The 26,255-nt window shown below is 56.3% G+C and carries 19 protein-coding genes; 3 read left to right on the top strand and 16 right to left on the bottom strand.

What is annotated here, in order from left to right; all coding sequences use genetic code 11:
* Window positions 1-321, bottom strand: a 321-nt coding sequence (locus VNZ60_RS18975) for a contractile injection system protein, VgrG/Pvc8 family (RefSeq protein ID WP_325661887.1), incomplete at its 3' end; no start/stop codon positions are given.
* A 555-nt stretch (window positions 322-876) separates the two neighbouring features.
* Between VNZ60_RS18975 and VNZ60_RS18970 the strand changes: the two genes are divergently transcribed.
* A complete protein-coding gene (locus VNZ60_RS18970; protein ID WP_325661885.1) occupies window positions 877-2,397 on the top strand; it encodes a hypothetical protein in 1,521 nt (506 codons plus the stop codon).
* Window positions 2,398-2,676: 279 nt separating this feature from the next.
* Here the strand turns inward: VNZ60_RS18970 and VNZ60_RS18965 are convergent, their stop codons facing one another.
* The 3 genes from VNZ60_RS18965 to VNZ60_RS18955 form a co-directional block, all read right to left on the bottom strand.
* Window positions 2,677-2,883: a SymE family type I addiction module toxin gene (locus tag VNZ60_RS18965; protein ID WP_325661883.1), complete on the bottom strand. Its 207-nt coding sequence runs from the start codon at window positions 2,881-2,883 to the stop codon at window positions 2,677-2,679.
* A gap of 774 nt (window positions 2,884-3,657) precedes the next feature.
* Window positions 3,658-5,388 carry a ShlB/FhaC/HecB family hemolysin secretion/activation protein gene (locus VNZ60_RS18960; RefSeq protein WP_325661881.1) on the bottom strand — a complete coding sequence of 577 codons (1,731 nt, stop codon included), beginning with the start codon at window positions 5,386-5,388 and terminating at the stop codon, window positions 3,658-3,660.
* Window positions 5,389-6,064: 676 nt separating this feature from the next.
* Entirely contained in the window at window positions 6,065-6,271 is a 207-nt protein-coding gene (locus VNZ60_RS18955; RefSeq protein ID WP_325661879.1) for a SymE family type I addiction module toxin, read from the bottom strand.
* A gap of 347 nt (window positions 6,272-6,618) precedes the next feature.
* Here VNZ60_RS18955 and VNZ60_RS18950 point away from each other — a divergent pair, with 347 nt between their 5' ends.
* Window positions 6,619-7,158: a hypothetical protein gene (locus VNZ60_RS18950; protein WP_325661877.1), complete on the top strand. Its 540-nt coding sequence runs from the start codon at window positions 6,619-6,621 to the stop codon at window positions 7,156-7,158.
* Here VNZ60_RS18950 and pabB read toward each other — a convergent pair.
* Window positions 7,084-8,994 carry an aminodeoxychorismate synthase component I gene (pabB, locus tag VNZ60_RS18945; protein WP_325661875.1) on the bottom strand — a complete coding sequence of 637 codons (1,911 nt, stop codon included), beginning with the start codon at window positions 8,992-8,994 and terminating at the stop codon, window positions 7,084-7,086. The two genes, VNZ60_RS18950 and pabB, sit on opposite strands and share 75 nt — an antisense overlap.
* Before the next feature lie 147 nt (window positions 8,995-9,141).
* Between pabB and VNZ60_RS18940 the strand changes: the two genes are divergently transcribed.
* Window positions 9,142-10,533, top strand: coding sequence for a DHA2 family efflux MFS transporter permease subunit (locus tag VNZ60_RS18940; protein WP_325661873.1), 1,392 nt, complete (start codon window positions 9,142-9,144; stop codon window positions 10,531-10,533).
* Between the two features lie 284 nt (window positions 10,534-10,817).
* Here VNZ60_RS18940 and VNZ60_RS18935 read toward each other — a convergent pair whose 3' ends face one another.
* The 11 genes from VNZ60_RS18935 to rpsP form a co-directional block, all read right to left on the bottom strand.
* On the bottom strand, window positions 10,818-14,837 hold the full coding sequence (locus tag VNZ60_RS18935; protein ID WP_325661871.1) for a translocation/assembly module TamB domain-containing protein: 4,020 nt from the start codon (window positions 14,835-14,837) through the stop codon (window positions 10,818-10,820).
* 26 nt (window positions 14,838-14,863) lie between these two features.
* Entirely contained in the window at window positions 14,864-16,636 is a 1,773-nt protein-coding gene (locus VNZ60_RS18930) for an autotransporter assembly complex protein TamA (RefSeq protein WP_325661869.1), read from the bottom strand.
* Window positions 16,637-16,926: 290 nt separating this feature from the next.
* On the bottom strand, window positions 16,927-18,318 hold the full coding sequence (fumC, locus tag VNZ60_RS18925) for a class II fumarate hydratase (RefSeq protein WP_325661867.1): 1,392 nt from the start codon (window positions 18,316-18,318) through the stop codon (window positions 16,927-16,929).
* A gap of 106 nt (window positions 18,319-18,424) precedes the next feature.
* The gene (locus VNZ60_RS18920; protein ID WP_325661865.1) at window positions 18,425-21,148 is read right to left on the bottom strand and encodes a bifunctional diguanylate cyclase/phosphodiesterase; all 2,724 of its coding nucleotides are present in this window, start codon (window positions 21,146-21,148) and stop codon (window positions 18,425-18,427) included.
* A 253-nt stretch (window positions 21,149-21,401) separates the two neighbouring features.
* Window positions 21,402-21,749 carry a DUF3579 domain-containing protein gene (locus VNZ60_RS18915; protein ID WP_325661863.1) on the bottom strand — a complete coding sequence of 116 codons (348 nt, stop codon included), beginning with the start codon at window positions 21,747-21,749 and terminating at the stop codon, window positions 21,402-21,404.
* A 161-nt stretch (window positions 21,750-21,910) separates the two neighbouring features.
* A complete protein-coding gene (locus VNZ60_RS18910) occupies window positions 21,911-22,867 on the bottom strand; it encodes a CobD/CbiB family protein (RefSeq protein WP_325661861.1) in 957 nt (318 codons plus the stop codon).
* A gap of 218 nt (window positions 22,868-23,085) precedes the next feature.
* A complete protein-coding gene (locus tag VNZ60_RS18905; protein WP_325661859.1) occupies window positions 23,086-23,769 on the bottom strand; it encodes a CoA pyrophosphatase in 684 nt (227 codons plus the stop codon).
* A 206-nt stretch (window positions 23,770-23,975) separates the two neighbouring features.
* Complete coding sequence (rplS, locus tag VNZ60_RS18900) at window positions 23,976-24,368, bottom strand: 50S ribosomal protein L19 (RefSeq protein ID WP_211444528.1); 393 nt, start codon at window positions 24,366-24,368, stop codon at window positions 23,976-23,978.
* A 177-nt stretch (window positions 24,369-24,545) separates the two neighbouring features.
* Window positions 24,546-25,295 carry a tRNA (guanosine(37)-N1)-methyltransferase TrmD gene (gene trmD, locus VNZ60_RS18895; RefSeq protein WP_325661856.1) on the bottom strand — a complete coding sequence of 250 codons (750 nt, stop codon included), beginning with the start codon at window positions 25,293-25,295 and terminating at the stop codon, window positions 24,546-24,548.
* Window positions 25,296-25,357: 62 nt separating this feature from the next.
* Window positions 25,358-25,927, bottom strand: coding sequence for a ribosome maturation factor RimM (gene rimM, locus VNZ60_RS18890; RefSeq protein WP_325661854.1), 570 nt, complete (start codon window positions 25,925-25,927; stop codon window positions 25,358-25,360).
* 36 nt (window positions 25,928-25,963) lie between these two features.
* On the bottom strand, window positions 25,964-26,215 hold the full coding sequence (gene rpsP / locus VNZ60_RS18885) for a 30S ribosomal protein S16 (RefSeq protein WP_041741387.1): 252 nt from the start codon (window positions 26,213-26,215) through the stop codon (window positions 25,964-25,966).
* Window positions 26,216-26,255: the final 40 nt, after the last annotated feature.

Genomic DNA, 26,255 nt, shown 5'->3' with positions numbered 1-26,255 from the left:
TTCATAGAAGGCGATGCTGCCATCTGTACGTTTGAGCCGCACCGTATGGATATATCCGGTGAAGCAACGCATGGTTCCGTCACCGCGTACCAACTCCACACACAGTAATTTCCCGTGCAGATCCTTGAGAGGTATCAGCGCATCGTTTGACAGCAATTCGATCTTGTAAGAGAAATCCCGGCTTAAACCTTCGATTGCTTCGAGCTTATTAATCAGCAGCTCGGCCTGCGGACCGTCGTTGTTGACGAACGAGACTCGCAAGATACGTTTGTTTTGTCTGCCGTCAATCAGGCTTTGCAGTGTTCGAATTGCTTTGGCCATGCATGCTTCCTGTAGTTTTGTAGAGTTTCGTCGCGAAGTTGAAGGGGCACGGACATGAGCAACGGCAAACGATTGTGTCGCCAGTTTCCGAGTGCCAATATTGTATCATCGATAATATATTATTATTGTTTTGAGGCTCGGCGAGCAGGCTGGCCGGTGGCTATCGAAGGGTCGGCTCCCTACTTCAGAAGCTCGATGTCCTACCTCGGAAGTTCAATGTCCTGCCTCGGAAGTTCGACGTCCTGCCTCGGAAGTTCGACGTCCTGCCTCGGAAGCTCGAATATCCTGCCTCAGATGCTCGATGTCCTGCCTCGGAAGTTCGATGTCCTGCCTCGGGAGTTCGATGTCCTGCCTCGGGAGTTCGATGTCCTGCCGCGGAAGCTCGAATATCCTGCCTCAGAAGCTCGATGTCTTGCTTCGGAAGCTCGATGTCCTGCTTCGGAAGTTCGATGTCCTGCTTCGGAAGTTCGGTGGGCAGCTTCTCAGGAACAATGATCAGAGAGCTGTAGCCTGTATGATCTGAAGTTAGCCAACCTTTGTGTCATCCTCCCCACGATGAATATCCACGATCTGTATGAGCCGTTCAGAAATCAACTCCGAAAAATGGCGTTGCGACCGGCGTTGGAACACATATGGCACTACCAACAGTACGCGGCCGTATCAGGGGTGATCAAGCTTCTGAAGAAAGCGGATGGCTCCGTTTTTGAGATTTATGTGTGGGAACTTCATCTCTTGTGCCGTGAAATACTGCTTCACGCAGCCGGTGACCAGCTCACGATTTCAACGCCCCTCGGTTTGTGTCAAATGATCGACCACATCCGTCGGATCAATAACGGCATCTCGGAATGCACGGTCAACTCGGGCGACGATGCCATGCGAGAGACGCATACGTTGGTCCACCAACAAGCACGCTGGCAATATTCGCGTGATGAGGCCCGCATGTTTCGTGCCTTTCATATTTACAACGATCATGAATTGGCCCCCATTTTTGAGAAGGCGACGGGCCTTTCGGTGAGTGCCATGTTTTTACTGGCACTCGCCATCGGTGGCGCAGGGAAGAAAAAGCCGGGCACCAACGCGTCTCAAGATTATTCAGAATTCGGCGTTACGCACGAAGCTCGTGATGCCTTTTTCAAGATCACCGGAACAACACTAGCGAACATCCGTCGAGATTTAGAGGTGCTGCAGCGTGACGATGAGGGATGGGAGTTCACGTTGAACCCTATGGAAGTCACGCCATTGATCAACCTCGACAACCACCAGACACCTCTGTTTTGGTGCCCACTTCCCGATTTTCTGCTTCGGCGTATCACTGAAGGACTGTTTCACGATCTATGCAAAGGAAAAAACCAACTTGGGATCGAATTTGGGAATGAGTACGGCCGAGCTTTCGAGCGTTATGTGGGTCGTATTCTGTATGAGGTGTTTGATTTGGATCGGTTTGCAATCACAGGCGAACAACCCTACAAGGTCAGCGGACAAATCAGGCATGGCGTGGACGGAATCGTAAGCGACGCAACTGGTAATATTTTTATCGAGTGCAAGACACGTCGGATGAAACAAGGAGCCAAGGAAACGGCAGAAGGAGAGACGCTTGAGAAATCGCTCGATGAGCTTGCGGTGGCCGTCGTCCAGTTGTACAAGAATATTGATGACGCGACTAACGGATTATCTGAATGGATCCCCAACGGACGCCCCATTTATCCCTTTGTCATCACCTATGAGGACTGGTATCTGTTCACGCCCCAAGTCGTCAACCAGCTCAATGAATGCGTGCAACACCGACTCGAAGCGGCCCAACTTCCGAGGGCCTTAACGGAGACGATGCCGTTCTTCGTCACATCGATCGGTGAGTTTGAGATGGCCGGTCAAGACATCGCTCACCTGGGTATCGAGCGCTTTTGTGCAGCAGGAGTGATCAGCGAATATCGACATTTCCAACTCAGCGTGCTCGTACAAAAGGCCTTCCCAAACGAGACCATCGTTCATCGGCATTTGCTGAAAAACAGTTGGGGCGAGATTTTCCCAAAAATGCAAGAGTGGGCTGGTATGGCGGGCATGAAAGAGGGCTGGTGAACGCAACCCGTGGGTTAGTTCATCGTCGCGACCTTTCGCCGGCGTTTGCCGGACCGAACGGACGTCTGAGTGTCCGAACAACGATACCGACGAGCGACGCTTCATGGCCGTTTCCCGCCAATGTATGACGGCCCGATCTAGGTTTGACCTAGTACAAATAATGAATTGACAAGCCGAGTCACGGACTGCATTTGTTTCTTTCAATAAAAACCGCTCCCAACCCCACGACCTGCGCGGGATTGGGAGCGGTTTTCTGTTAGCCGGCTACTTCAGTGAAGCCTAGTCACTGGTAATCATCAAACACCCGGTCATGACTCTGACACGCACGGTGGTATTGGGGCTGAAGCCGGTCTGTTTGATTCCGTTGCCGTGCAGGCGTATCCAGAGTGTTTCGGGATTGTCGTCTTGATAGAAGGAGACTGTGAGCCGTTGTGCTGCGTTTACTGTCGACGTGTTGCTGTCTCGCGTATGATTGCGCTTAGCCATATTTAACTCCGTTTTAGTTACTTGTGGTTAGCGGGTCTTGGATGTTTTGACCATCCTTGGCCCGCGCTTCTTCTCTTGCCTGCCGGTCCTGCACAGACCTGTAAAACACGGTTGCCGCTTGCGATTTCCGCGGTTCGCTTGCGATCGAGAGGTATTGCTCTTCGGGCCTCCTTCGGTTGGGGAACTACTTTCAGGTCGCTACTGGATATGGATACAGTATAGGAGCGCAGGACTGGAAGCCCAACGTATCTGGACAGATTTAAGTCAAAGGACTATTTATATTCTGCAGCTCGATAGTGAAGCTGCGCTGCAACCTGCTTTCATCGTTACTTAAAACGGTAGCTACTCCGCAGGTACATGCCGGGAGCGGTCCGGCAGCCGCTCCCTTTCTTTGCTTCGCCAAAGAAAGGAAGCAAAGAAAGGCGACCGCAAAGCCGTTGCCTTCCCTTCGGTCAGGTCCCCAAATGAGGCAGCTGTCAGCCGGGTGGGGAAACCAACTCACCTTCGGCTCAAACATGTTCCCCCACAATTCCCGGCTGACAGCTGCCTCATTTGGCAACGTCTCAATGCGGAATTCACTTCAACAGCAACGTCAAAAACAACACAAGCAGCCGATACTGGTATTTGCTCTTGGCTCTGCATTTTTCGCCAGCTTGACAGCGATCTTCGAAGAGGCAATTCCGCCGCATCGCCTTTTAGTTCGCCAGACCCACTCCTCCAATTTAACTAACAAATAGAAACAGCAGCCGCGTCCGGCGCGGCGGCTATCCCAGCTTAAAACCGGATCGCCGTATTCAGCCACACCTGATCGCGCGCTTGCGGGCCCAGCAACGCATCGCTGCCATTGCGCCGCCCATAGCTCATATTGATCGAGGCGAGCTTAGGAAGCGTGTAGCTCAAGCCGACGCCGTAACCGGCCATCGACACGACGACATTCCGATTCGGATCGAATTTGCTCAGCGCGCCGCGTGCATAGTCGTAGAACAGTTGCGCGGTCAAGCCGTTGACCTTGGGCACTGCTACATTCAAGGTCGGCATCAGCAGCCAGCCGCTATCCACGCTGGCGGCGTCGTTGCTATAGGCGCGCACGCCGTTCGGCCCACCCAGAGTCATTTTTTCCGAGCTGTCCAGGTTATGGCTGGCCTGTTGCCCACTCAAGGCCAGATCCAGGTACACGCCATTCACCAGCCCCTGCGACAGCCGCAGGCTTTGCGTGGCCTTGTAATAGCGACCCTTGGCGTCGCCTTTTGGATCCCACCACTTGGTACTGAGCTTGCCGCCTCGGTTCAGATCGCCGCCGGACATCGCAAACTGGTACGTCAACGCATTCGGCAAGCCGGCGACCTGGCCCTGCCGATCGCCCGCCAACTGCGCGTTCAGCACCGTTGCCGAGCGCGAATTGCTTGGATAATTGAATTCTTTGAGCACGGTATCGTTCATCCGCTTGAAATCCAGATTCGCGCTCAGGTTCAAGTTGCGGGTCGCTGAACGTACCAGCGGGTAGCTGCCATACAGGCTGTATACTTCGGCAAAACCATCGCCGGTGTCGCGCCAGATTCTGCCACCCAGTGCGTAGCGCACCTTCGAGTAGGACAACCCGCCACGGAGGCCGGAGCCACCGATCGGCAAATCGTAGGATAGACGCCCGACCAAGGTATTGCCGCCCTGGCTGTCACGGTTAGGCTGAAGAAAATCAGGCGCCGCGTAAGCGACCGCCTGCAAGCGATCACCAATTCCAAGCGGGCTGTTAACGGTGACCTGCGTCCCCACGCGCCACTTGCCGCTGGCCTTGGAGCCGCTGTTGTCAGCCACCATCACAATTTGAGACCGATTGCCAGGAGCGATATCGACCGTCAAGGCCGAGCCGCCCGGCTGCTCGCCGGCGGCCAGCACCGGCTTGGTGGCGCCGACGCCGGGTAAATCGCTCAGGCGCAGCAGCTGGCTTTCCGTCATGCCTACGTCGCCATTCAGCGACACAGCGTTGTCCAGATAACGTTTCAGCACCCGCTCCGACACCAGCGAAGTATTGCTTCCCAACTTGGCCGATTCGATGAAACCACGCAGCACTTTCAATTTCACCACGCCGTCTACCACATCCTGGTTCGGGATATAGGCATAGCTCAGACGCTCGCCAGCGTCCTGCAACGTCACTGTGACCTTGACCGCGACATTGCGCAGCATGCCGAACGTCATCTGCTGGTCGCGGTAAGGCGCAACCGCAGCCTCGACCGCCGCTTGCAGCGCCGGCAGCACGTCCTCGACCTCGATGCGGGCGACATGGAAAGACTCGCCTTGCTCGGCATCCGCCGCCGCAGCAGCCTGGCCGCCGCTGCCCAGCGGTAGTTCCGTGCTGCTGTCGGAACGTGGATTGACCGGCGCATTCAGGATCGGGTTGTTTTGCAGCAGCGAGCCGCTTGACGGTACCTCCACGGCCAAGACGGTAGTTGCGCCGAACGTGCCGCATACCAAGGTACTGCACGTCAGCTGCTTAATTAAGGGACTCATATATGCAACTTTTATGCAACTTTTGCTCATGGAAAGCGGCAGGAAAATTCTGCCCGTAGGTTGAACTGCTACTGTTGGAGACAGGCTTCCGGTCCCGGAAAATCGTCCATAAGCGGCTGATGGACGACGCGGCAATCTGAGGCTGCGGCGCGGCTTACTGTCTGCCGGTGAGCAGTTGACCTGGCCGGTGGCGATTGGCGGCTCGCTGATCTGCGCTTGAATCACTACCGTCGCTCAACGGGAGCTGGTCGAGCATCTTTGATGACAATCCGCTGCAGACTGAGGCAGTTACTGGGTGTTTGGCAGCTGAGTGCGACGGGCGGCACACGCCCCGCAGTTGCCAGCACCGTCACTACCGACGAATGGCTCCTTTCAGACATGGATTGTGGAGCTCACAGAGCGTCGTCGCGGGTCATTCGCCTAATCCTGCAGATCAAATTCCGATGCCAAACTCAAAAGGTATGCATAGCTCTTATTACCATCAGACAGCCCACGAGGTGCCAGCAATTCCTTAAAGTCAACCGACACTTTGTTTGCTGCAAATGCAAATGGAGCCAGTTTCAAAGTTAATGGCGTTCCTGACGGTATTTGTTTCTTTCAATAAAAACCGCTCCCAACCCCACGACTTGCGCGGGATTGGGAGTGGATTTCTGTTAGGCGGCTACTTCAGTGAAGCCTAGTCACTGGTGATCATCAAACACCCGGTCATGACTCTGACACGCACGGTGGCATTGGGGCTGAAACCTGTTTGTTTGATTCCGTTGCCGTGCAGGCGTATCCAGAGTGTTTCGGGATTGTCGTCTTGATAGAAGGAGACTGTGAGCCGTTGTGCTGCGTTTACTGTTGATGTGCTGCTGTGTCGCGTATCATTGCGCTTAGCCATACTTAACTCCTGTTTAGTTACTTGTGGTTAGCGGGTCTTGGATGTTTCTACCATCCTTGGCCCGCGCTTCTTCTCATGCCTGCCGGTCCTGCACAGACCTGTAAAACACGGTTGCCGCTTGCGATTTCCGCGGCTTTCTTACGATCTCCTCTTTTGCTGTATGTGGATACAGTATAGGAGCGCAGGACAGGAAGCCCAACGTATCTGGACAGATTTAAGTCAAAGGATGGTTTATATTTTGCGGCCCGGCAGCTACTCACATTCTTAGTCAAATGGGGTCAGAGTTTTTTTACGACAGCTTCATCGTCGTAAATTACTCTGACCCCAATTGACAGGCCACGGAGTACATGCGTGCGCATGCGATGAGCGGTTGGAGCGTAACTAAAACGTTAGCTACTCCGTGGATGCACGCCGGGGGTAGCCCGGCAGCTACTCCCTTTCTTTTGCTTCGCCAAAAGAAAGTAAGCAAAGAAAAGGCGACCGCAAAGCCGTTGCCTTCCCTTCGGTCAGGTCCCCAAATGTGGCGCGTGTCAGTCGGGTGGAAAGACCAACTCGCTACGCTCAAACATGTCTTCCCACAATTCCCGACTGACACGCGCCACATTTGGCAACGTCCCAATGCGGAATTCACTTCAACAGCAACAGCAACGTCAAAAACAACGCAAGCAGCCGGTGGTGGCTCGGACCGCATTAACGTGGATGTGAACATTCTCTTAAATTTCGTCTTCCGCAGGCAACGTAATGTCAACGTTACTTTGGAAAGACAAGAAATCGAGATTTTGAGAATTGATTATCGCGTTTCGACCGGCCTATTACGCGATCTGCAACAGCGTCGCCGGCATGGTTCCGCGCAAGCTGTTGCATACCATGATCTCTTCGGCGGCTAGCAAATCGTCCATGCTCAAACTGCGTTCGCTGGCGTTCCACGCCGGATCGTTCAAGACCACGCTGCGCATCACTCCTGGCAATAATCCTGAGCACAGCGGTGGCGTATACCAGCATCCACCTAATTTGATGAAGACGTTGCTGCGGCCGCCTTCGGTGAGTTCGCCTTCGCTGTTAAAGAACAGCATGTCGAAAGCACCCAGCTGTTGCGCCTGTTGCCAGGCTTGATCGTAGCGTTGCCGCACAGTGGTTTTATGCCTTAGAAACAGATCGGCGGACTGCGTCGGGGTTGGCGCGATCAATACGCTGACCGGCGTTGCTAGCGGCGCCAGTTCCGCACTCTGCAAGCTGCAACTGCCATCCGCAGACAGGATCAGACGCAAACGCTGGGCGCCGGTGACGGGCAAGCTCGCGCAATGTTTTTTCAATGCCGTGCGCAGGATCGTTTCGTCATAGGGAAAACCGAAGTAGGCGGCGGAGGCTTGCAAGCGTTGCAGATGCAAATCCAGGTGACGGCAACCGTCGGCGTTGGTCGCGTACATGGTTTCAAACAGAGAGAAATCGCCGCGCATGCCGGTCAGGAATTTTGCTTTCAATGCGCATTCGGCGTATTCCTCAGCCGCTACGCTGTCGTGCACGATGCCGGCGCCGACGCCCATTTCACCGCGCCGTATGGTGGCGCCATATAACCCATCCAAGCCATCCGGCGAGGCCGGCTGCAGACATAGGGTGCGGATCGGCACCGACAAACAGAATGCGCCAAAGCGACGGCCTGCCTGCTCCGCATCGAACCAGCCTATGGCGCCGGTATACAGGCCGCGCGGCGCGGCTTCCAGTTCGGCGATGATTTGCATGGTGCGATGCTTGGGTGCACCGGTAATCGAACCGCAGGGATACAGGGCCTGGATCACTGCGCTGAGGCTGACATCGTCGCGCACCTGGGCCTGCACGGTGGAAGTCATTTGCAGTACGGTATTGAACTGGGTCACCTCAAATAATTTCGGTACGCGTACCGACCCGGGGACGGCGATGCGTCCCAGGTCGTTACGCAGTAAATCCACAATCATCAGGTTTTCCGCCCGATTCTTGGGATCTGCGGCGAGCGCCTTGGCGGCTTGCCTATCCTGTTCGGCGTCGCCGCTGGCGGCGGCGGTGCCCTTCATCGGCCGCGCTGTCAGCAGGCCATCGGCATGGCGTACGAACAGTTCGGGCGATAGCGACAAGACTGCGGCGCCATCGGCTAGCTGGATCAAGCTGCCGTAAGGCACTGGCTGGCGCTGCCGCAGTTGCCGGTACAGCGCGACGGGACTGCCGTAGACGTCGAAATGCAGGCGGTAGGTGTAGTTCACCTGATAGGTGTCGCCAGCTTCGATGTAGGCGTGGATCTTGGCGATGGCGGCGGCAAATTCTGCGGCGCTGACATTCGGCCGCAGATTGGCGATGCCGGCGCCCGTTTCGGTTTCACTGGTTTCTGCCGCCTGGCGCTGCGCCAGCCAGGCATCTACCTCGGCATCGCTCAAATGGTGGCAATCCGCGAACAACAGGATTTGCGCCAAGGGTTGCGTCGCTGCGGCCGGCGGTGATGGCAAGGAAACATGCTGCAGCCCGATCCCGAGCTCATAGGTAAACAGGGTCACCGCATGCAAGCCGTCACGCAAGGCTTGTTGCATTTGCTCGATCAGTGACGGCAGTTGATCCGCCTCAAAACATTGCAAGCTGCGCACATGGCTTGTATATAGGCGCGACGGCGGGCCAGATGCTGGCGACGGTGCAGAAACTGCGCTGCGGTCGTCCAGCAATGCAAAACACTCAGTCGACGATGGGGACGGGTTGATCATGATTTCAGTGAAAGCGGCGGGCTGCGATTAGAACAGCCTGCATGCTACCTGATCGGTAAGCGATAGTCTAAACCGTTATAATTATGCACTTTTGGCAGGTAGATCGGTCTTTTTACCTGTCACGCCAGCACCCACCACCTATCCCTCATGGCCATATCCCGCGTCTTCCTCACGCCACTGATTGTTGCTTGCGCCTTGTTCATGGAAAACATGGACTCCACCGTGATCGCCACCTCTTTGCCGATGATGGCGCATGACATGGGCGAAAGCCCGATCGCGCTGAAATTGGCGATGACTTCCTATCTGGTGAGCCTGGCGGTGTTTATTCCTATCAGCGGCTGGATGGCTGACCGTTTCGGGGCGCGCACGGTGTTCCGTAGCGCCATCGGGGTGTTCATGCTCGGCTCGATTCTGTGCGGCATATCGAACAACCTGGCGGAATTTGTCGCGGCCCGCTTCCTGCAAGGGGTCGGCGGCGCCATGATGGTGCCGGTCGGACGGCTGGTGATCTTGCGTACCACTTCCAAGGCAGAACTGGTGCGCGCGCTCAGTTACCTGACTATCCCGGCCTTGCTGGGGCCGGTGATCGGGCCGCCGCTGGGCGGTTTCATCACTACCTATTTCCACTGGCGCTGGATCTTCTTCATCAATGTCCCGATCAGCATTCTGGGGATTTACCTGGCCACGCGCTTTATCGAGAACCTGCGCAGCGACGATAGCGTGCCGCTCGACTGGATCGGCTTCCTGTTGTCGGCCGTCGGCTGTTCGACACTGATGTTCGGCCTGGCCAGCGCCGGCCGTCATCTGGTGGCGGGCGATGTCTCGCTGATCTGCGTGGTGGCCGGTACCGTCAGCTTGCTGGCGTATGTATGGCACGCCTTCCGCACACCATATCCGCTGATCAATTTGCGGCTGCTGCAAATCCCCACGCTACGCATGAACGTGTTCGGCGGTTCGCTGTTCCGGATCGGCGTCGGCGCCCTGCCGTTCTTGCTGCCGCTGTTATTCCAGCTGGGTTTCGGCTTGACGCCATTCCAGTCCGGCTTGTTGACCTGTGCTTCGGCAGCCGGCGCGATTTTTGTCAAAACCATGACCACCACGGTGCTGAAAAAATTCGGCTTCAGGAATGTGCTGGTCTATAACACGTTGCTTGGCGCACTGTCGATGGCGGCGTTCGGCGTCTTGCAGCCGGATTCGCCGCATGTCTTCATCATCCTCATGCTGCTAGTGGGCGGCTGCGTGCGTTCGATGCAATTTACCAGCCTGAATGCGATTGCCTACGCCGAGATCGACCAGCGCCAGATGAGCCAGGCCACCAGCATCACCAGCGTCGCCCAGCAACTGGCGATCGGCCTGGGCGTTACCGTCGGTGGTTTTGCGCTGCAGGTATCGAATCAGGTGCAAGGCCACGCGACGCTGGTCAGCGCCGATTTCTGGCCGGCCTTCTTGCTGATTGCCTTGATCGCCCTGGCTTCGCTGCCGTTTGCCTTGAAACTGCAGCCGGACGCCGGCGCTGAATTGTCCGGGCGCCGGGCTTGATGCATCAAGTTTCATGACATTGCCGCGGTAAGAGTCATCTGGGGTCAGAGTCAACGGGTTAGTCAATTTCTGCAGTGCTTCATCGCCAACTTGACTCTGACCCCACATGACGGATTCGGAGAAAGACAGAGCGCACTGGGTGGTTTTGTTCTTTTTAACGGTGAGGCCGTACTCCGTGGCCCGCTAAGTGGGGTCAGAGTGAAGTTTCTGCAAAAAGCGCGCAGAAAGTTCACTCTGACCCCAGTTAGCTGCGTTTGTTAAGCGCAGCCGGGTAATCAAAGCGCTTAATCAAAGCGCAGGTTATACAAAACTTCCAGTCCGTTGATAGTGCCGCCGCGCATGACCATCGACCAGCGTCGTGAGAATTGCCAGGTCAGTTTCAAGACGCTGGCGGCGGTGGTCAAACCTTGTTCGTAACCCAGGTTGATTTTCTCGGTGATGACTTTACCCAGGCTCACCACTTGCTCGTTCTGGATGCCGGAATCGCTGGAGCCGATCGAGAATTCGTCGAAACCGATGCCTTGGGCAATCTTCTTGCCGCCTATACCTCCCAACAGCGCCAGTGCCTGCGAAGCAGCCGCGCGCTGACCCAGCGCCGAACTGTCGCTGCCGTGGCCGAACATCAGCCAGGAGAGTTTTTCCTCGTCCGACACATTCGGTTCCGACACCAGCTTGACCCGCAGATTGGAGGGGGTGCCAGTGATCTCGGCGCCCGCCTCGACTTCCTGATTGCGCTTCATGGCGAGGATGTTGATATTCGGATTGTCGATCGGCCCTTGGAAATTGATCAGCCCGCGTTCAATCGCCAGCTTGCGGCCGAATACCTCGTAGCTGCCGCTTGCCACCCGGATTGTGCCGGTGGCGCGCAAGGGCTGATAGGGTTCGCTGCGCACTTGCATGGCGCCGCGCAGCAGGATATCGGCGCCGCTACCGCGGAAGCGGAAATCGTTGCCGAAATCGACTTCTACGTTGATCACCGGCGTGGCGCCACTGGCCGGTTTCTGCGCAGCTTTAGCCAGCTTCTCCTGTTCGGTCAATGGCGTGGCACGGGCCTTCAGCTCCTTGCGCACGATGACCACATCGTCGCCCAATACCGGCGCACTGCTCTTCGGTAAATCGAACAGCGCCTTGTCGACCGTGAATTTGCCGTCGACATGCAGTTGTTCCTTGAGATTGGCGATCTTGGCCTGGCCGGACAACATCAGCTGGCGGTCGGGGCTGGCGAATAATTGCAGGCGATCGGCAATCACCGTGGCGCTCAGATCGGGATTGTCGTGGCCCAGTTGCAGCCGGCCAGTGGCGCGTATGGCGCCGTCGCCGCCGTGGAATTCGAGCTGCTGCAAATCGACCACATTGTTGGCCAGGTTGAGACGCGCCGTGCCGTCTTTCAGTTTGATTCCCTGGTCGAACAGGGTGACGGCGAGCTGGTCGCCGCTGACTTTGCCCGACAACACCGGTTTGCCGATCTGGCCGGCCAGATTCAAGTCCATCGCTATGCTGCCGTCGAGCGCCACCTGCGGCCCGATCAAGGCGCCGATGGATTTCAAATGCGGCACCTGCAGTTTGGCCTGGCCTGACAATGCCGAGCTGTCGCTGACGGTCCAGCTGCTACCGCTATGCTGCAAAGCCAGTTGCAATTGCGCGTTCAAGGTACCGATGCGGGAAGCCGCCAGCTGGCTATCCAGCTTGATCTGGCCGGCTTGCAGATCCGCCCGCAATTTCAACTCGGATAAACCCAGACTGACGTCGCCGCGCCCCGGATTGACACGCAGATCGCCACTGCGGCGGGCGATCTGCAGATAACCGCCAAGATTTTCCGCTAGCGAAAAATCCCAGCTGCTGTCTAGCACCAGATCCGTCTTCAAGGGCAATTCCGGGCCGCCAAATTCATGCATCAAGCCAAGTACGGTCGCCACATTGAGTGCATTGATGGCGCCGGCTGAACTAATTTTGCCGTTGTCGTAGCTGAAGTTTTTCAAGTCGATTTGCGCATCCGCCACGTTCAGGCGGGTTGCGCCCAGCAGCAGCCGGCCGGCGTCGGCGCTGATACTCAACGGTGCCCCGAGGCTGATGCGTGGCGTGCCCTGGTTTTGCAACTCGCTGATCTGTCCCTGCCAGCCGTAGCCGGCCTTGCCCTGATTCAGCTGGCCTTGCGCCGCCATGGTCAGATGCAAGGGCTTGCCGTGCAGAGTGCCGCTGCTATCCAATTTCAAGTTATGCGCGGCATAAGTACCTGACAGGTCCAGCTTGAATCTATCCAGAGCCATGTCGGCGCTATGCAAACCGCGGCCGTCAACACTTAGCACCAGCCGGTTATTGCTGGAATTGAGCTTGGCGTTCAGATCTGCCTGCACGTCAGCCTGCCCTGACAGGCTATCCACCCGATGTTCGCCGTACACCAATTTCTCGGCGCGATAGGTGGCCTGCACATTCGGTTTTTGCAAAGTACCGCTGAGCTGCCCATCCATATGCACGGCGCCGGAGATGCCGAAGCCCAGGCCTTGCAACTGCGGCGCATCGATCTTCAGATCAAGGTGATCGCCGGCGGCGCCAAAGCTGCCCTTGGCGTGTATCTCGTTACCGGCCACCGACAAGGCGACATCGCTGGGCAGCAAGCGTGTGCCGGCCAGGTTGAGCAGACCGTTGCCGGTCATCGGCAACTGATCGTAGCGGCTGTCGCGAATGGCGAACTTGAGCTTCATTTTCAGCTCCGGCGTGAGGTTGCCGCTGGCGTCCGCGTCCAGGTTGATATTTGCCGTCACTGCTTGCGAGGCGGATTTGTGCGCGCCGGGAGCTTTCGCGCCTTTGGCTACGCTTTTAACTGGAGCAGCGCTGTTGATCCAAAGGAAAGGGTTGAAGTCGCGCAAGCTGCCCTTCACTGCGTAAGCCATGCCGGCGTCCAGGCCAAGGCTGCCGCTGGCGTCAAGACGCGCCGCCCCCGCTGCCAACTGCGCCGTTTTGACGACAATCTGCCTGGCGTCAATCACGGTTTCCAGTTTCGCCTGGTAGGTGGCGTCGGCCAGGCTCAGGCTGATTTGCTGGTTTTCCGGCGTCAGCTTGATGCTGAGCGGCCCGCGTAGCTGCGTCGGCTTTAGCTTGCCGTGCAAGGCTTGCAAATCCAGGCCGGTCACGTTGAAGTTGAATTCACCGTTGTGTTTGTTTTTGCCGTCGCTGTGGTATTCACCCTGGCCGTCGATGCTGGCGTTCTTTAATAATTTCAGCTGTAACTGGGATAATTGCTGGGTCTGGGCGTCCAGCCGCAATTCGGCGCTGGCGCTGACCAGCGGCAGACGATCCTGATCCAGCGCACCGGCCATCGCATTGGTTATCCGGATCGGGCCGCTCACCGTCAAGGTCGACAAGTCAACCACCGCTGAGGCGTTTGCAGCCGCCGCTGGCGGCAACACCGGCTTCAGCGCCGCCTGCAGGCTCAGATCGGCCTGCGGTGCGCCGCTGCTGAACAGCTTTGGATTGATGTGCGCGGCGTTTAATTCGAGTTGCTGAAACGGGATGGGGGCAAATGGTGTGGCGGCAATTTTTGCAGTGCCGCTAAGCTTGTCCCCGCGCGCATTCAAGTCTATGTTCAGCGCCGCCAAGCTGCCAGACAGAGTTGCGTCCAGCTGATATTTTTCTTTTTGGTACTCGCCGCTCAGCTCGGCTCCGCCGCTCAGCGCAAACGGTTTTACGCCGTTCAGGCTGAGCTTGGCGCTGGCCTTGCCATACGGCGTATCCAATCGTTCCAGGACCAGATTATGCTGTACCCGGTCTGACTGGCCGTGTAGTTGCAGATGACTCAACTCAGTGGTGCTCAGCCCCTGGTGCAGGGACAGCTGCTTCAGTGAAATATCGTTGAGCACCAGTTGCAGCGGCAACTCCAGGCTGCTAGGCATGACGCTCGGCTCGGGCGGCGTCGGCCCCAGCCGGGCGTCGACAATGCCTACGCGCAGATAGGCGACATCCAGCTTCAATGGCGACAGGCTGAGACGCCATTTTGCATCGATGCGATCAATCTTGTATTGCTGGGTAGCGTCGCGATAGACCAGATTTCGTAGCTGCAAACCGTCCGCCACAGTGCCGCCGATCAGTTGCCCAGATAAATTTCCATGCATGGCCCATGTACTTAACTGCCACAAGGCGCGCGCACCGGGCTCGGAGCGAACGCCGAAAAATGAGGTGGCTGCCAATACCAGCAACAGCAGCAGGAACGCCGCCAGTGATCGCCACAGCCAGCGCAAGCTCCTGCGGCCAGCGCTTGGATGCGGCGGCGGGCTTACGGATTCTGGAGAGGTAGCTGCTTCGGTCATTCGTTCAATCTTGAAAATGGAAAAAATCAGAAGGCGATGCCCAGGGAAATATGCGGCCGGAATTGCTTGGCCTGGACGCCATAGGCCAGGTCGAGATTCACGGTCCCGACCGGGCTGCGATAACGCACGCCGGCGCCGGTGCCAACCTTGATCGTGCGGGCAGCCCAGCTATCGGTGGCGGTGCCGACGTCGTAAAACAAGGCGCCGCCCCACTGCTGGGTGACCCAGTGTTGATATTCGGCGCTGCCGGTCACCATATACTTGGTTGGATAGACAGTGCCGTTTTGCGAATTGCCGATGCTGTCGTAACTATAGCCGCGCACCGATTCATTGCCGCCAGCGCGGAACAGCAGGGAAGCCGGCACCGAGGCGCTGGAACCGGCGGTAAATACGCCGCCCAACTCGGTACGCAAAATAACCACGTCGCGTTTTGCTATCGGAAAATAATGTTTGTAACGGCCGTCAGCCCTGAAAAAAGTCTGGTCGGTCAGCAAGCCTTTCACGGCGAACCCGGTCTGCATCGAGAAAATATGGCCGCTGCGAGGAAAAATGGGATCATCGACGGCGCGTCGGACCCAGGAAAAACCCGGCACCAAAGCTTGATGTTCGCCCGGCCGGATCACGGTATTCGGCGGCAGGGTTGCGCCGTCGGTCTGGCGCAGGCGATCGCGATAATAGTCCAGGGTCAGTGCGGTATCGTAGTTTTCCAGCGAACGCGCCCGCTTCAATCCGAATTTCATGCTGCGCAAATCGACGCCTTGCAAGGTAGTCCGGTCATATGAGCCATTGATACCGTTGACGAAGCTGCGGGTATCCGGCGGCATCGACAAATCCAGCGAACCGAATTGCCGCCGTTGCTCAATCTTGGTCTGGGCGTCGAACACCCAGGCTTTGCCGAACACATTGTAGTTGGTGTAACGGCCTTGCACCTGCGCCCCGGTATCGGAAGCGTAACCCAGCCCGGTGCGCAACCTCTGGGTCGGGAACTCGGTTACCTGCACGTTCACCGGCGATTCTTGCGGATGCGCCGGATCATCGTCGATACTCACGATCACATTGCCAAAGTATGGCGTGTTCTGGATCTGCCGCTGCAACAGCAGCAAGCGGTCGACGCTGTACTCTTCTCCCACCTGCAGGGGATTGACGTTCTCGATAATGCTGGGCGGGTAGCGCTTGGTGCCGGTGATGTGCAGCGCCCCCAGAGTGAATCCGGGGCCGCTGTCATATTGCACCGTCAGTGCGGCATCGTTGTCTTCAGGCGTGACCCGCGCTTCCGACTGCCCAACCTTGGCCGCCGGATAGCGCTTCTTCAGCAATACCTGCAAACCGTCTTCCTTGGCTTTCGACCAGTCAGCCTGGCGGAAAGGCTGGCCTGCGGGCAAGCCCCAGTTCTGCTGTATCTGGCGCACCCGCTCAGGCGCCTCGGTAGCAGCCGCGCCGATCACATTGACGGTGGCGGCGGACACCACGGTGCGCTGCTGCGGATCGATTTTCAGATGGATGGTCTTGACCTCGCCCTCATCTACCGTAACGCTGGTCTTGGGTGAAAAATAACCTTCGGTCGAAGTCAATTGCGTGACTTGCTCATCAACCGTGTCGATCAGGAATTTCAACTGATCCTCGCTCAGATCCTGGCGATCTTTGTAACGCGCCAGATCCAGATACTGTTCAAGCAGTCCCTTCAACTCGCCTGGCGCATCGATCTCGACCCGATAGCTGGCGTTAGCGCTCGCCATGCTCAAACAGAGCAGAGCGGAAACGATGCCATAGACTGACCGCAGCAAGCAGGTGACGGGCATGCGAAAACATTTCATCATGCGCGGCAGCCCGCGGTTGTTCGCCTTATACAACTCGGCAAAAAGCACAGCATCTCAGTTTCTATCAGGAAAACCAGTAAGAACATAAGCAGGAGCAAAGATAGCGGAGGGTCATTTTAACAAATATTGTTTTTGTATTAAAAACGACATTATCCCTGTGCCGTTACTGTATTGTGACGCGCTGCGCATATGCTGCGAAGTAACTTGACGGTGTAACTTGATTTAGTCCCAGACGAGCCGAGGGCAGCAAGCATCAGCTGCCCTGGCAAACTTTACTCTGGATAAGTCATTTTCTCAGGCTGCACCCATTCCGTAAATTCCTGTTCCGTCACATAACCGAGCGCCAAAGCCGCCTGTTTCAGCGTACTGCCGTCATGATGCGCATGTTTGGCGATCTGGGCTGCACGGTCGTAACCGATATGCGGCGCCAGCGCAGTCACCAGCATCAGCGAGCGCTCCATCAGCTCGGCGATACGGTCGCGATTGGCGGCGATGCCGTCGGCGCAATGCTGCTCGAAGCTGGCCATGCCGTCGGCCAGCAAACGCACACTTTGCAAGAAATTATGGGCAATCAGAGGCTTGAATACATTCAATTCGAAATTGCCGGAGGCGCCGCCGAAATTAATCGCGACGTCGTTGCCGAACACCTGGCAGCACAGCATGGTCAGCGCTTCGCACTGGGTCGGGTTGACCTTGCCCGGCATGATGGAACTGCCCGGTTCGTTCTCCGGAATGCTGATCTCGCCCAGGCCGGACCGCGGCCCGGACGCCAGCCAGCGCACATCGTTGGCAATTTTCATCAAGGCTGCGGCCAATGTCTTCAAAGTACCGTGCGCAGCCACCAGAGCGTCATGCGCCGCCAGTGCGGCAAATTTATTGTCGGCGCTACGGAAAGGCAAGCCTTCGGTCTGGGCCAATTGGGCGGCAACCCGGTCGCCAAAATCCTTGGGGGCGTTGAGCCCGGTGCCTACCGCGGTGCCGCCGGCAGCCAGATCGCACAAAGGCTCCAGCGTGGCCTTGATGATTTTTTCCGCATGATCCAGTTGCGCCACATAGCCGGAGAACTCCTGGCCCAGCGTCAGCGGCGTCGCATCCTGCAAATGGGTACGGCCGATTTTGACGATGTCGTCGAAATCCACGGATTTCTGGTGCAAGGTGGCGCGCAGCTTCTGCAGCGACGGCAACAGTGCATTGGCGATCGCGAGCGCAGCGGCGACATGCATCGCGGTTGGAAAAATGTCGTTGGATGACTGGCTCAGATTGACCGCATCGTTGGGATGCACCAGGCGCGCTTCGCCGCGCACGCCGCCGAGGATTTCCGAGGCGCGGTTGGCTAGCACCTCGTTCATGTTCATATTGCTCTGGGTGCCGGAACCGGTTTGCCACACCGACAAGGGAAACTCATCCGGATGCTGGCCCGCCACTACTTCCTGCGCCGCCTGCATGATGGCGGCGGCCTGGGTTTTCGGCAGCTTGCCGAGATCTTGATTGACTTGCGCGCAAGCTTGCTTGACGGCGGCCAGCGCCACGATCAGCTCGGGCGGCATGCGTTCGCTGGAGATATGGAAATGATGCAGGCTGCGCTGGGTCTGCGCGCCCCACAGCCGTTCATCCGGGACTTCAATCTTGCCAAAGGTATCGCGTTCGATTCTGCTGGTAGTCATTTCAGCTCCATAAAATTAGCGACGTCCTGCACTGCTGCTACAGCAAGTTCGCAGCAAGTTCACAGCAAGCTGCTAGCAAACTTGCAGCCAATTCGTCAGCAAAGTCTTATGGTAATACTTTTCCTTCGCGCAGGAGGGCTTCGATGTCGGCGGCCGATACCGGCTCGCTGAAATAAAAGCCTTGCATTTCATCACAGCGATGACGCTGCAGGTAGGACAGTTGTTCTTGCGTCTCGACCCCCTCGGCGATCACTTGCAGACGCAAGTTATGAGCCAGCGAGATAATCGAGGCAACGATTGCGGCATCGTCCTGGTCAACCGTGATGTCACGTACAAAAGATTGATCGATCTTCAAGGCGTCGATCGGGAAACTCTTCAGATAAGCCAGGCTGGAATAACCGGTGCCAAAATCGTCGATTGACAATTGCACCCCTATCGATTTCAGGTCATTCAGGATGCCCACGGCCAGCTCAACGTCCGTCATCACCAGGCTTTCCGTCAACTCGATCTCGAGGTAGTGCGGCGCCAACCCCGTATCTTCCAGCACCTTGGCTACCTGCTGCACCAGGTTTTGCTGGAAAAACTGACGCGTCGACAGATTCACCGACATCCGCAAATAACCCAGCCCCATGCGCTGCCAGGCCTTGTTTTGCTCGCAAGCGGTGTGCATTACCCAAGCCCCCATCTGCACGATCAAGCCGGTTTCTTCTGCCAGATCGATGAAACGCGTCGGCGAAATCATGCCCAGCTCCGGATGCTTCCAGCGGATCAAGGCTTCCATGCCGACCATGCGGCCGGTACGCAAATCGACTTGCGGCTGGTAGTAAAGCAGCAATTCCTTGCGCTCCATTGCATTGCGCAAATCGCCCTCGATGCGCAAGCGTTCCAGCGCCCTTTCATTCATCGCTGCGGTGTAGAACTGGTAATTATTATTCCCCATTTCCTTGGCGCGATACATGGCGATATCGGCGTGCTTGAGCAGGCTTTCCGGATCTTCGCCGTCATTCGGATAGACCGCAACGCCGATGCTGCAACTCAAGAAAAAGTCGTAACCTTCGATTTGCAAAGGACGCGCGATCGCATCCATCATGCCTTGGATCAGACCTACGCTCAGCTCTTCATCGAGACGTTCCGGCAAGATCAGGACAAATTCATCGCTGCCGAGCCGGGCTATGGTGTCCGCTTCGCGGGTAAAGGCTTTCAGGCGGCTGGCGACTTCCTTCAGCAACTGATCGCCGGCATTGTGTCCGAGCGTATCGTTGACGAATTTGAAGCGGTCCAGATCGACGAACAGCACCCATACTCTGTGGCCATACAGCTCGCCATAGACAATCGCCTGGCTCAGCCGATCGCTCAATACATTGCGGTTGGCCAGCCCCGTCAGGGTGTCGTGCCGGGCCTGATGCTCCAGCTCGGCCTCGTAACTCTTCATTTCGGTGATGTCGTACAAAGATGTGACGAAGTGGCTGACGCGGCCAGAGCTGTCCTTGACCGGCGCTATATAAAGCTCGTTCCAGAACAAGGTGCCGTCTTTGCGATAACTGCGGAATACTGCGTTCGCACTGCGTTTTTCACGCAAGGCGGAGCGAATTTCTTCCAGACCGATCTGGTCGTGATCCTCGCCATGCAACATTTCCAGATTGCGGCCGACCATCTCGCTGGCGGTATATCCGGTAATCCGTTCGAATGCCGGATTGACGTACTCCACCAGATAATCCGGCAATTTGGCGCTGGAGATGATGATCGCATTTGCGCTCGATTCGATGGCGCGTTCACGCAGTTGCAAGGCATCCTCGGCGCGCTTGCGGGCGACGATGTCTTCTTTCATCATCTGCGTCGCCAGCCTGACTTGCTGGGTGCGAGCGTCCACCAGCTGCTCAATCCGTTTGGAGCGTGTCGATAGGAAATACAGATAGGTAGCGCCCATCCAGCTCAGCAAGCTGCCCAGTATCAATACCAGAATCGATCCGGCATTCTTTTTAGTGAATACGCGCGCCGGCGCCGAAGCCTCCACGTACCAGGACTTGCCGGCAAGATCAAAGGTCTGCGACATGTCTTGCGGAGCGTCGTACAGCAACCATGCCGGCAGCCAGGCCATGGTATTGGCCAGGCTAACCGGATTGCCCTGGCGATACACCAAGGTGCCCTCTTCCGGCTTGGCGCTGGCGTATACCCGAAGATAAAAATCTTCACGCACCTGCGTCCCGTCTCGCGCCAAGATATTATTCACGAAAGCATCCGCCCGCAAGGCCGCACTGGTATAACCAATCAATGCACGACGGCGGTCATCGACACTCTGCAGCACGGCGCCGTGCTGATAAACCGGCATGAGAATCATCATGACCGACTTGCCGCCATTCTTGTTGGACTTTAATGCAAATAAATCTGTAGCAGCCGGCAAACCGGTGTCGCGTGCGCGTTCCGCCGCTTCACCCTGAACCTCGCTGGCCGCTACATCGAGAGCAAACGCAGCTTCATTGCCAGCCATTGGCTCAAGAAATTCGACAACCCGGTATTGGTCGTGGCCAACTGCCGGCTCCGGCTTGCCGTCGCTCAACTGGCGAATCGAAAAATTGGGAAAAGACTTGCGCATCTCTACTTCATAGACTGGCCGCTGAGCAGCCGTCACCAGGCGCTGAAAGCCTAGCGATTTGATGTAGGGAGCGCGCTGCAGCATGGGAGCGGTAAAGGTATGGAACTGTTCGCGACTGACGCCGTTTACGGTGAGGAACAAACGATTCACGGTTTCCAGCTCATGAACCAAGGAGTCAAGACCGACCACCACCGCCTTCAGCTGGGCGCCGGCCAGGCGTCGGAATTCGGCGTCCATTTTTTCGTATTCGAGGTGCCGCACTGAGACAAACAGGCCGAGCGTGATGGCTAGGCCTAATATCAAACTGGATAAAGAGGCAATGGGTATGAAGATTGACGAACCACGACGAAACATTTCTACTCCATTGCGAACAATAGGCGAAATATTACACGGTCTTTTTACTCGGGAACGTCGTCCGCTGATTTCTTTTTAGTGCCAAAAATCAACTAAAAGCCGCGCAGCAAGAAACGTTGCAGATGTAGGTAAGAATTCAGGTAGATTTCGGTGCTGCGGCGTCGGGCAACAAGCAGGCCTGCAAAATTTGCAGATCGTTGTCTTTCGCAAAATTGACCACAAAATGATAGGCCAAAGGCTCGATCTGGCGCAGATCTTCATTGACGACAACCGAGCGTACGCCATTCAACAATACCGGCCGCACGTACGGTGAATATTGCAAATGGGCATTGCGGCCGCCCGATCCTTCCGGGCGAAAACACGCCATGACGCCGCACAGGCGTTCGGCCCAGTCGCTGGGGCGGAACTGCCTGCCGTCGCTGGTAATACCTTGAATGAAAAATTCGCGGGCGGGGGCTTCGGGAGATTGAATGGTATCAGCCATGCGTACAGCTCGTTTCTTCTATAACGCTTGCTACAGACATTTGCTTGACCTCTTGTCGAAGCAAGCAACAATTTTCACTTAAGCAATTTTGCGCAAGTGATTCTTACGTATTATATCTTATAGAAGACCGACCATCCAGTGCAAGCATCCACCTGCCCGGCTTAGCCAAACCAGATTGCGGCCGATAGCAACAGCAACAAGAACATCCACAGTAACAGCGCGCGCCAGACCAGGCCGACCGTACTTTGCAGGGCGCGCGGCGTGGGCACGTCGCCCGGTGGGCTTTCGCCTTCCATTGCGGTCGAATCAACTGTCGATGCATCGGCCGGCAGGATCGCGATCGCGGTTTCCAGCGGCGTGCCGAGCAACACTCCCATGGCGCCGCCGCCGGTGGACAAGATGATGCCGTCGGTTTCGTTGCTCCAGCGGTCGGCAAAATTACGCCAGGCGTAAATTGCATCCTCGAAATTGCCGACTACCGCAAAGGCGGCGGCCGTCAAACGCGCTGGAATCCAGTCTATCCAATAAAACGCCTGGGCCGCAAAACGCCCGAAAGCTTCATTGCGCATGTGATCAGGCTCATTCCAGCCGCGCGCCAGATACTCGGCGATGCGGTACATGACGGCGCAAGCCGGGCCGACCGGCATGAGGAACCAGAAAAACACGCCGAACACGTGGCGATGGGTGGTGATCAGCGCTTTTTCCACCGCGATGCGGGAGATTTCGCTGACATCCATATCGGTGGTGTCGAGCTTGGTCCACTCTGCCAGCAAGGTCCGTGCGGTAGCGTCGTCGCCGGTGTTGAGCGCCAGTTGAATCGAGCTGAAGTAGTGGCTGTAGTGGCGGAAGCCGAGCGTCAGATACACGATCAAGACATTCCAGAGCAGCGCAGCCCAGGCGCCGATGTGCACGCACAACCAATAGATCAGCGCAGTTGGCAGGGTTAGCGCCAGGATCACGCAGAACCAGCCGAGCCGGCCTTGACGCGCCTGCCCCGCATTAAACGAAGCTTCTATCTTGCTCGCGAAATGCTTGACCCACGCATACACGGGATTATCCGCACGCAGCGGTTTCAGTTGTTCGATCAGCAACGCAAACAGAATAGAGAGAAATGTCATTAACCAGCCTTATAAGTCGAGCAACAACGCAAATAACTGAGCAAGCAACAGTGTGAATAACAGCGCAGCAAATCAGCATCCATAGCCACTGCAAATCGTGGCGTATTGGTGTTGCCATAACATCTAAAATTGCAATAACCCATACGATAACGCAGCACACCCATAGAATCAAACTAGTACTGGACATGTTTGCCATCGTTTGGCGTCACACGCTAAATCTAAGCCCGCAGAAAGTGGAATAAATTCCTTAACATGGCGGCGGTCGCCCCCCAAATGAAGAAGCGCTCGTAGGGCATCGCATAAAAGGTGCGGCGATAACCGTCCGGTAAATCGATGCTGCGCAATTGATGATTCAGGCCATCCATCAGGAATGCCAGGGGGACTTCAAAAATTTCGGCTACCTCGTCCGGATCGGCGCGCAAGCTGATTGGCGGATTGACCAGACAGACCACCGGCGTGACGCGATAGCCGGTGCCGGTGAAATATTCCGGCAAGCTGCCGATCACCTCGACCTGGCCACGTGCCAGCCCGATCTCTTCTTCGGCCTCGCGCAGAGCGGTTTCAATTGGCGAGGCGTCACTCTGCTCCATGCGGCCTCCCGGAAAACTCACTTGTCCGGCATGATCGGTCAGATGGGCGGCACGCTGGGTAAACAACAGCGTCGGCTGCTCCTCATGCATGACGATGGGAATCAACACCGACGCCGGCGTTACCGGCTTGCCCTGCGGTTGTTGCGCCATACGCAGCACGGTCTGCCCATCCATATGCTCGGGATGCCATTCCGGCTGCTGCGCAAAGCGCTGACGCAGCCATGCCGCACTCATCCTGTCGGGCGCCAGTGCTGATTCGCCGGCAACCGCGTCAACTGGCAGCATCAGGGGATCGAAAGTCAACTTAACCAAGAAAATTCCTCTAACAATCTTTTTATCACTTTACCGCGATGACGGCGAATGACCTATCGTCGTCACAGATAATAACAATTAACGCAATTTTACTTCATGGCAACTATACCCAGGCGGCGATAACTTGCAGCAAGCACGCAAATGCAAAAAGGGGCGCCTGATGGCGCCCCTTTTTCATGCAATACCTATGCCTGCATAACAACGACTTACTCTGCTGCTGGTGCAGCCTTTGCAGTGTTGCGACGTTGTGGCAGTTTTTCCTTGATACGTGCCGACTTGCCGGAACGCTCACGCAGGTAGTACAGCTTGGCGCGACGGACATCGCCGCGACGCTTGACTTCGATCGAAGCGATCAGTGGCGAGTACAGTTGGAATGTACGCTCAACGCCTTCGCCGGAAGAAATCTTACGGACGATGAAGTTGGAGTTCAAACCACGGTTACGACGCGAAATCACAACGCCTTCGTAAGCCTGAGCACGCTTCCGCGTACCTTCAACTACGTTAACGCTGACGACGACTGTATCGCCTGGTGCGAATTCAGGGATATTCTTGCCGAGGCGGGCAATTTCTTCTTGCTCAAGTTGTTGGATCAAATCCATTTTTAGCTCCATATACCATCTTGCTGACGCCGTTTTGTGCTCGACTTTTGTGTCAGGCGCTGCTCAGTAGAGGATGGGGTTAAACATAGGCGGCCGGCTGGCCTCCTCTTGGTACTGCGTTACTACTGCATTACTACCTATTTACTACTAACTACAATAGGCCGGACACTCGCGCGCTCAACCTATATTCCGTAAAAACTTTTCATCGGCAGCACTTAGCAAACCGGCAGCGCGTATCTTTTGAATCAGATCGGGCCGCTTTTTTGCCGTGGCAGCCAACATCTGCTGACGTCGCCATTTTTCGATTTCGGCATGATGACCACCCATCAGGACCGGCGGCACCGCCACGCCTTCATACTGTTCCGGCCGGGTGTAATGCGGACAATCCAGCAAGCCGTTAACAAAACTGTCTTCGACCGCCGATGCACCGTCATTCAACACGCCCGGCAACTGCCGGATCACCGCATCCATCAAAGCCATCGCCGGTAATTCGCCGCCGGACAAAACGAAATCGCCGAGGCTGATTTCTTCATCCACGCAACGATCCAGCAAACGCTGGTCTACCGCTTCATAGCGTCCGCAAAGCAATACCAAACCAGGTTCGGTACGCAATTCCATGACACGTTGATGAGTCAGCGGCTGGCCTTGCGGCGACAGGTAGACTACTCTCGGTGCAGGTAGATTTTGTTGCAGCTGACGCGCCTTGGCTGCTTCAATCGCAGCTTCCAGCGGTTTCGCCAACATCACCATGCCAGGGCCGCCGCCGTAAGGCCGGTCATCCACGGTACGATGATTGTCGGTAGTGAAATCGCGTGGATTCCACAAGGCCAGCTCACATCTTTTTTGCTCAAACGCACGGCGGGTAACACCCGATTGCGTCAATGCTGCAAACATTTCGGGAAACAGTGTGACGACATCAAATTGCATACCGCGCACCTTTTTGTTTCGCTTGCGATCTTGTTTGCTGCTTTGGCTGCCTGGGTCCGAACTTAATAATCCAGTCCCCAGTCAACCGTGATTTTCTTCGCTTGCTGATCCACCGTCTTGACGAACTGCTCAACAAACGGAATCAACAATTCTGCTGCGGCCTTGTCCTTGCTCTGATCTGCGGCTGCCGGCACTGTAATCCGAAGAATCGGATGCGCACCGTTGTCCATCAAATCAGCGACCACTCCCAGATGCTCGCCCTGCAGATTCTCAACCACCAGGCCGATCAGATCGACCCAATAGAATTCATCATCCGCCAGCGCCGGGAAATGGCTGCGCGGTATATGCACCACACTGCCCTTCATGGCCTCAGCTGCATCGCGCCCTGCCACACCCATCAGGCGCGCCACAATGTCACCACTGTGATTTTTCGCCTGCATCATTTCGACATCGTGCAATTCCGGCGAATTCTGCCGGCCTAACCACCATGTCTTGGCGTGCAACAGTGCATCTGCATCCGCTGAATACGGTTTGATCCGCACCCAGCCATTAATACCGTAAGCGCCAGTAATGTAACCGACCACCACCAAGTCCGAGGGTAATGCAACTCCAGCTTGTGCTGTGGCCGACAAATTTACTGACGCGTTCAACGGATTCAAACTGCAGTATTAAGCAGCTTTTTTGGCAGCGTCAGCAACCAGACGTGCAACGGTCGGCGACAATTGCGCGCCAACACCTTGCCAATGCGTCAGGCGATCCTGAGCAATACGGAAAGTCTCTTCTGCACCGGACGCTACCGGATTGTAAAAACCGATACGTTCGATGAAGCGACCGTCACGGCGATTGCGCGAATCAGTAGCTACGATGTTGTAAAAAGGACGCTTCTTTGCGCCACCACGGGATAAACGAATAACGACCATAATGTTTCCAAAAAGTGTTCGAACACGGAAAAAGCCGCAA

Origin of the sequence: Collimonas sp., from assembly GCF_035566375.1 — a bacterium.
GTDB lineage: Bacteria > Pseudomonadota > Gammaproteobacteria > Burkholderiales > Burkholderiaceae_D > Collimonas.
This window is presented reverse-complemented; position numbering and strand designations above follow the sequence as displayed.

What these genes read in the sequence shown, in the direction of transcription:
- VNZ60_RS18960 (WP_325661881.1), bottom strand. Translation starts at nt 5,388, where the DNA reads ATGAGTCCCTTAATTAAGCAGCTGACGTGCAGTACCTTGGTATGCGGC.
- VNZ60_RS18950 (WP_325661877.1), top strand. Translation starts at nt 6,619, where the DNA reads ATGCGTGCGCATGCGATGAGCGGTTGGAGCGTAACTAAAACGTTAGCT.
- VNZ60_RS18970 (WP_325661885.1), top strand. Translation starts at nt 877, where the DNA reads ATGAATATCCACGATCTGTATGAGCCGTTCAGAAATCAACTCCGAAAA.
- VNZ60_RS18920 (WP_325661865.1), bottom strand. Translation starts at nt 21,148, where the DNA reads ATGGACGCCGAATTCCGACGCCTGGCCGGCGCCCAGCTGAAGGCGGTG.
- VNZ60_RS18910 (WP_325661861.1), bottom strand. Translation starts at nt 22,867, where the DNA reads ATGACATTTCTCTCTATTCTGTTTGCGTTGCTGATCGAACAACTGAAA.
- VNZ60_RS18955 (WP_325661879.1), bottom strand. Translation starts at nt 6,271, where the DNA reads ATGGCTAAGCGCAATGATACGCGACACAGCAGCACATCAACAGTAAAC.
- rpsP (WP_041741387.1), bottom strand. Translation starts at nt 26,215, where the DNA reads ATGGTCGTTATTCGTTTATCCCGTGGTGGCGCAAAGAAGCGTCCTTTT.
- fumC (WP_325661867.1), bottom strand. Translation starts at nt 18,318, where the DNA reads ATGACTACCAGCAGAATCGAACGCGATACCTTTGGCAAGATTGAAGTC.
- VNZ60_RS18940 (WP_325661873.1), top strand. Translation starts at nt 9,142, where the DNA reads ATGGCCATATCCCGCGTCTTCCTCACGCCACTGATTGTTGCTTGCGCC.
- pabB (WP_325661875.1), bottom strand. Translation starts at nt 8,994, where the DNA reads ATGATCAACCCGTCCCCATCGTCGACTGAGTGTTTTGCATTGCTGGAC.
- VNZ60_RS18935 (WP_325661871.1), bottom strand. Translation starts at nt 14,837, where the DNA reads ATGACCGAAGCAGCTACCTCTCCAGAATCCGTAAGCCCGCCGCCGCAT.
- VNZ60_RS18930 (WP_325661869.1), bottom strand. Translation starts at nt 16,636, where the DNA reads ATGCCCGTCACCTGCTTGCTGCGGTCAGTCTATGGCATCGTTTCCGCT.
- VNZ60_RS18915 (WP_325661863.1), bottom strand. Translation starts at nt 21,749, where the DNA reads ATGGCTGATACCATTCAATCTCCCGAAGCCCCCGCCCGCGAATTTTTC.
- VNZ60_RS18965 (WP_325661883.1), bottom strand. Translation starts at nt 2,883, where the DNA reads ATGGCTAAGCGCAATCATACGCGAGACAGCAACACGTCGACAGTAAAC.
- trmD (WP_325661856.1), bottom strand. Translation starts at nt 25,295, where the DNA reads ATGCAATTTGATGTCGTCACACTGTTTCCCGAAATGTTTGCAGCATTG.
- rplS (WP_211444528.1), bottom strand. Translation starts at nt 24,368, where the DNA reads ATGGATTTGATCCAACAACTTGAGCAAGAAGAAATTGCCCGCCTCGGC.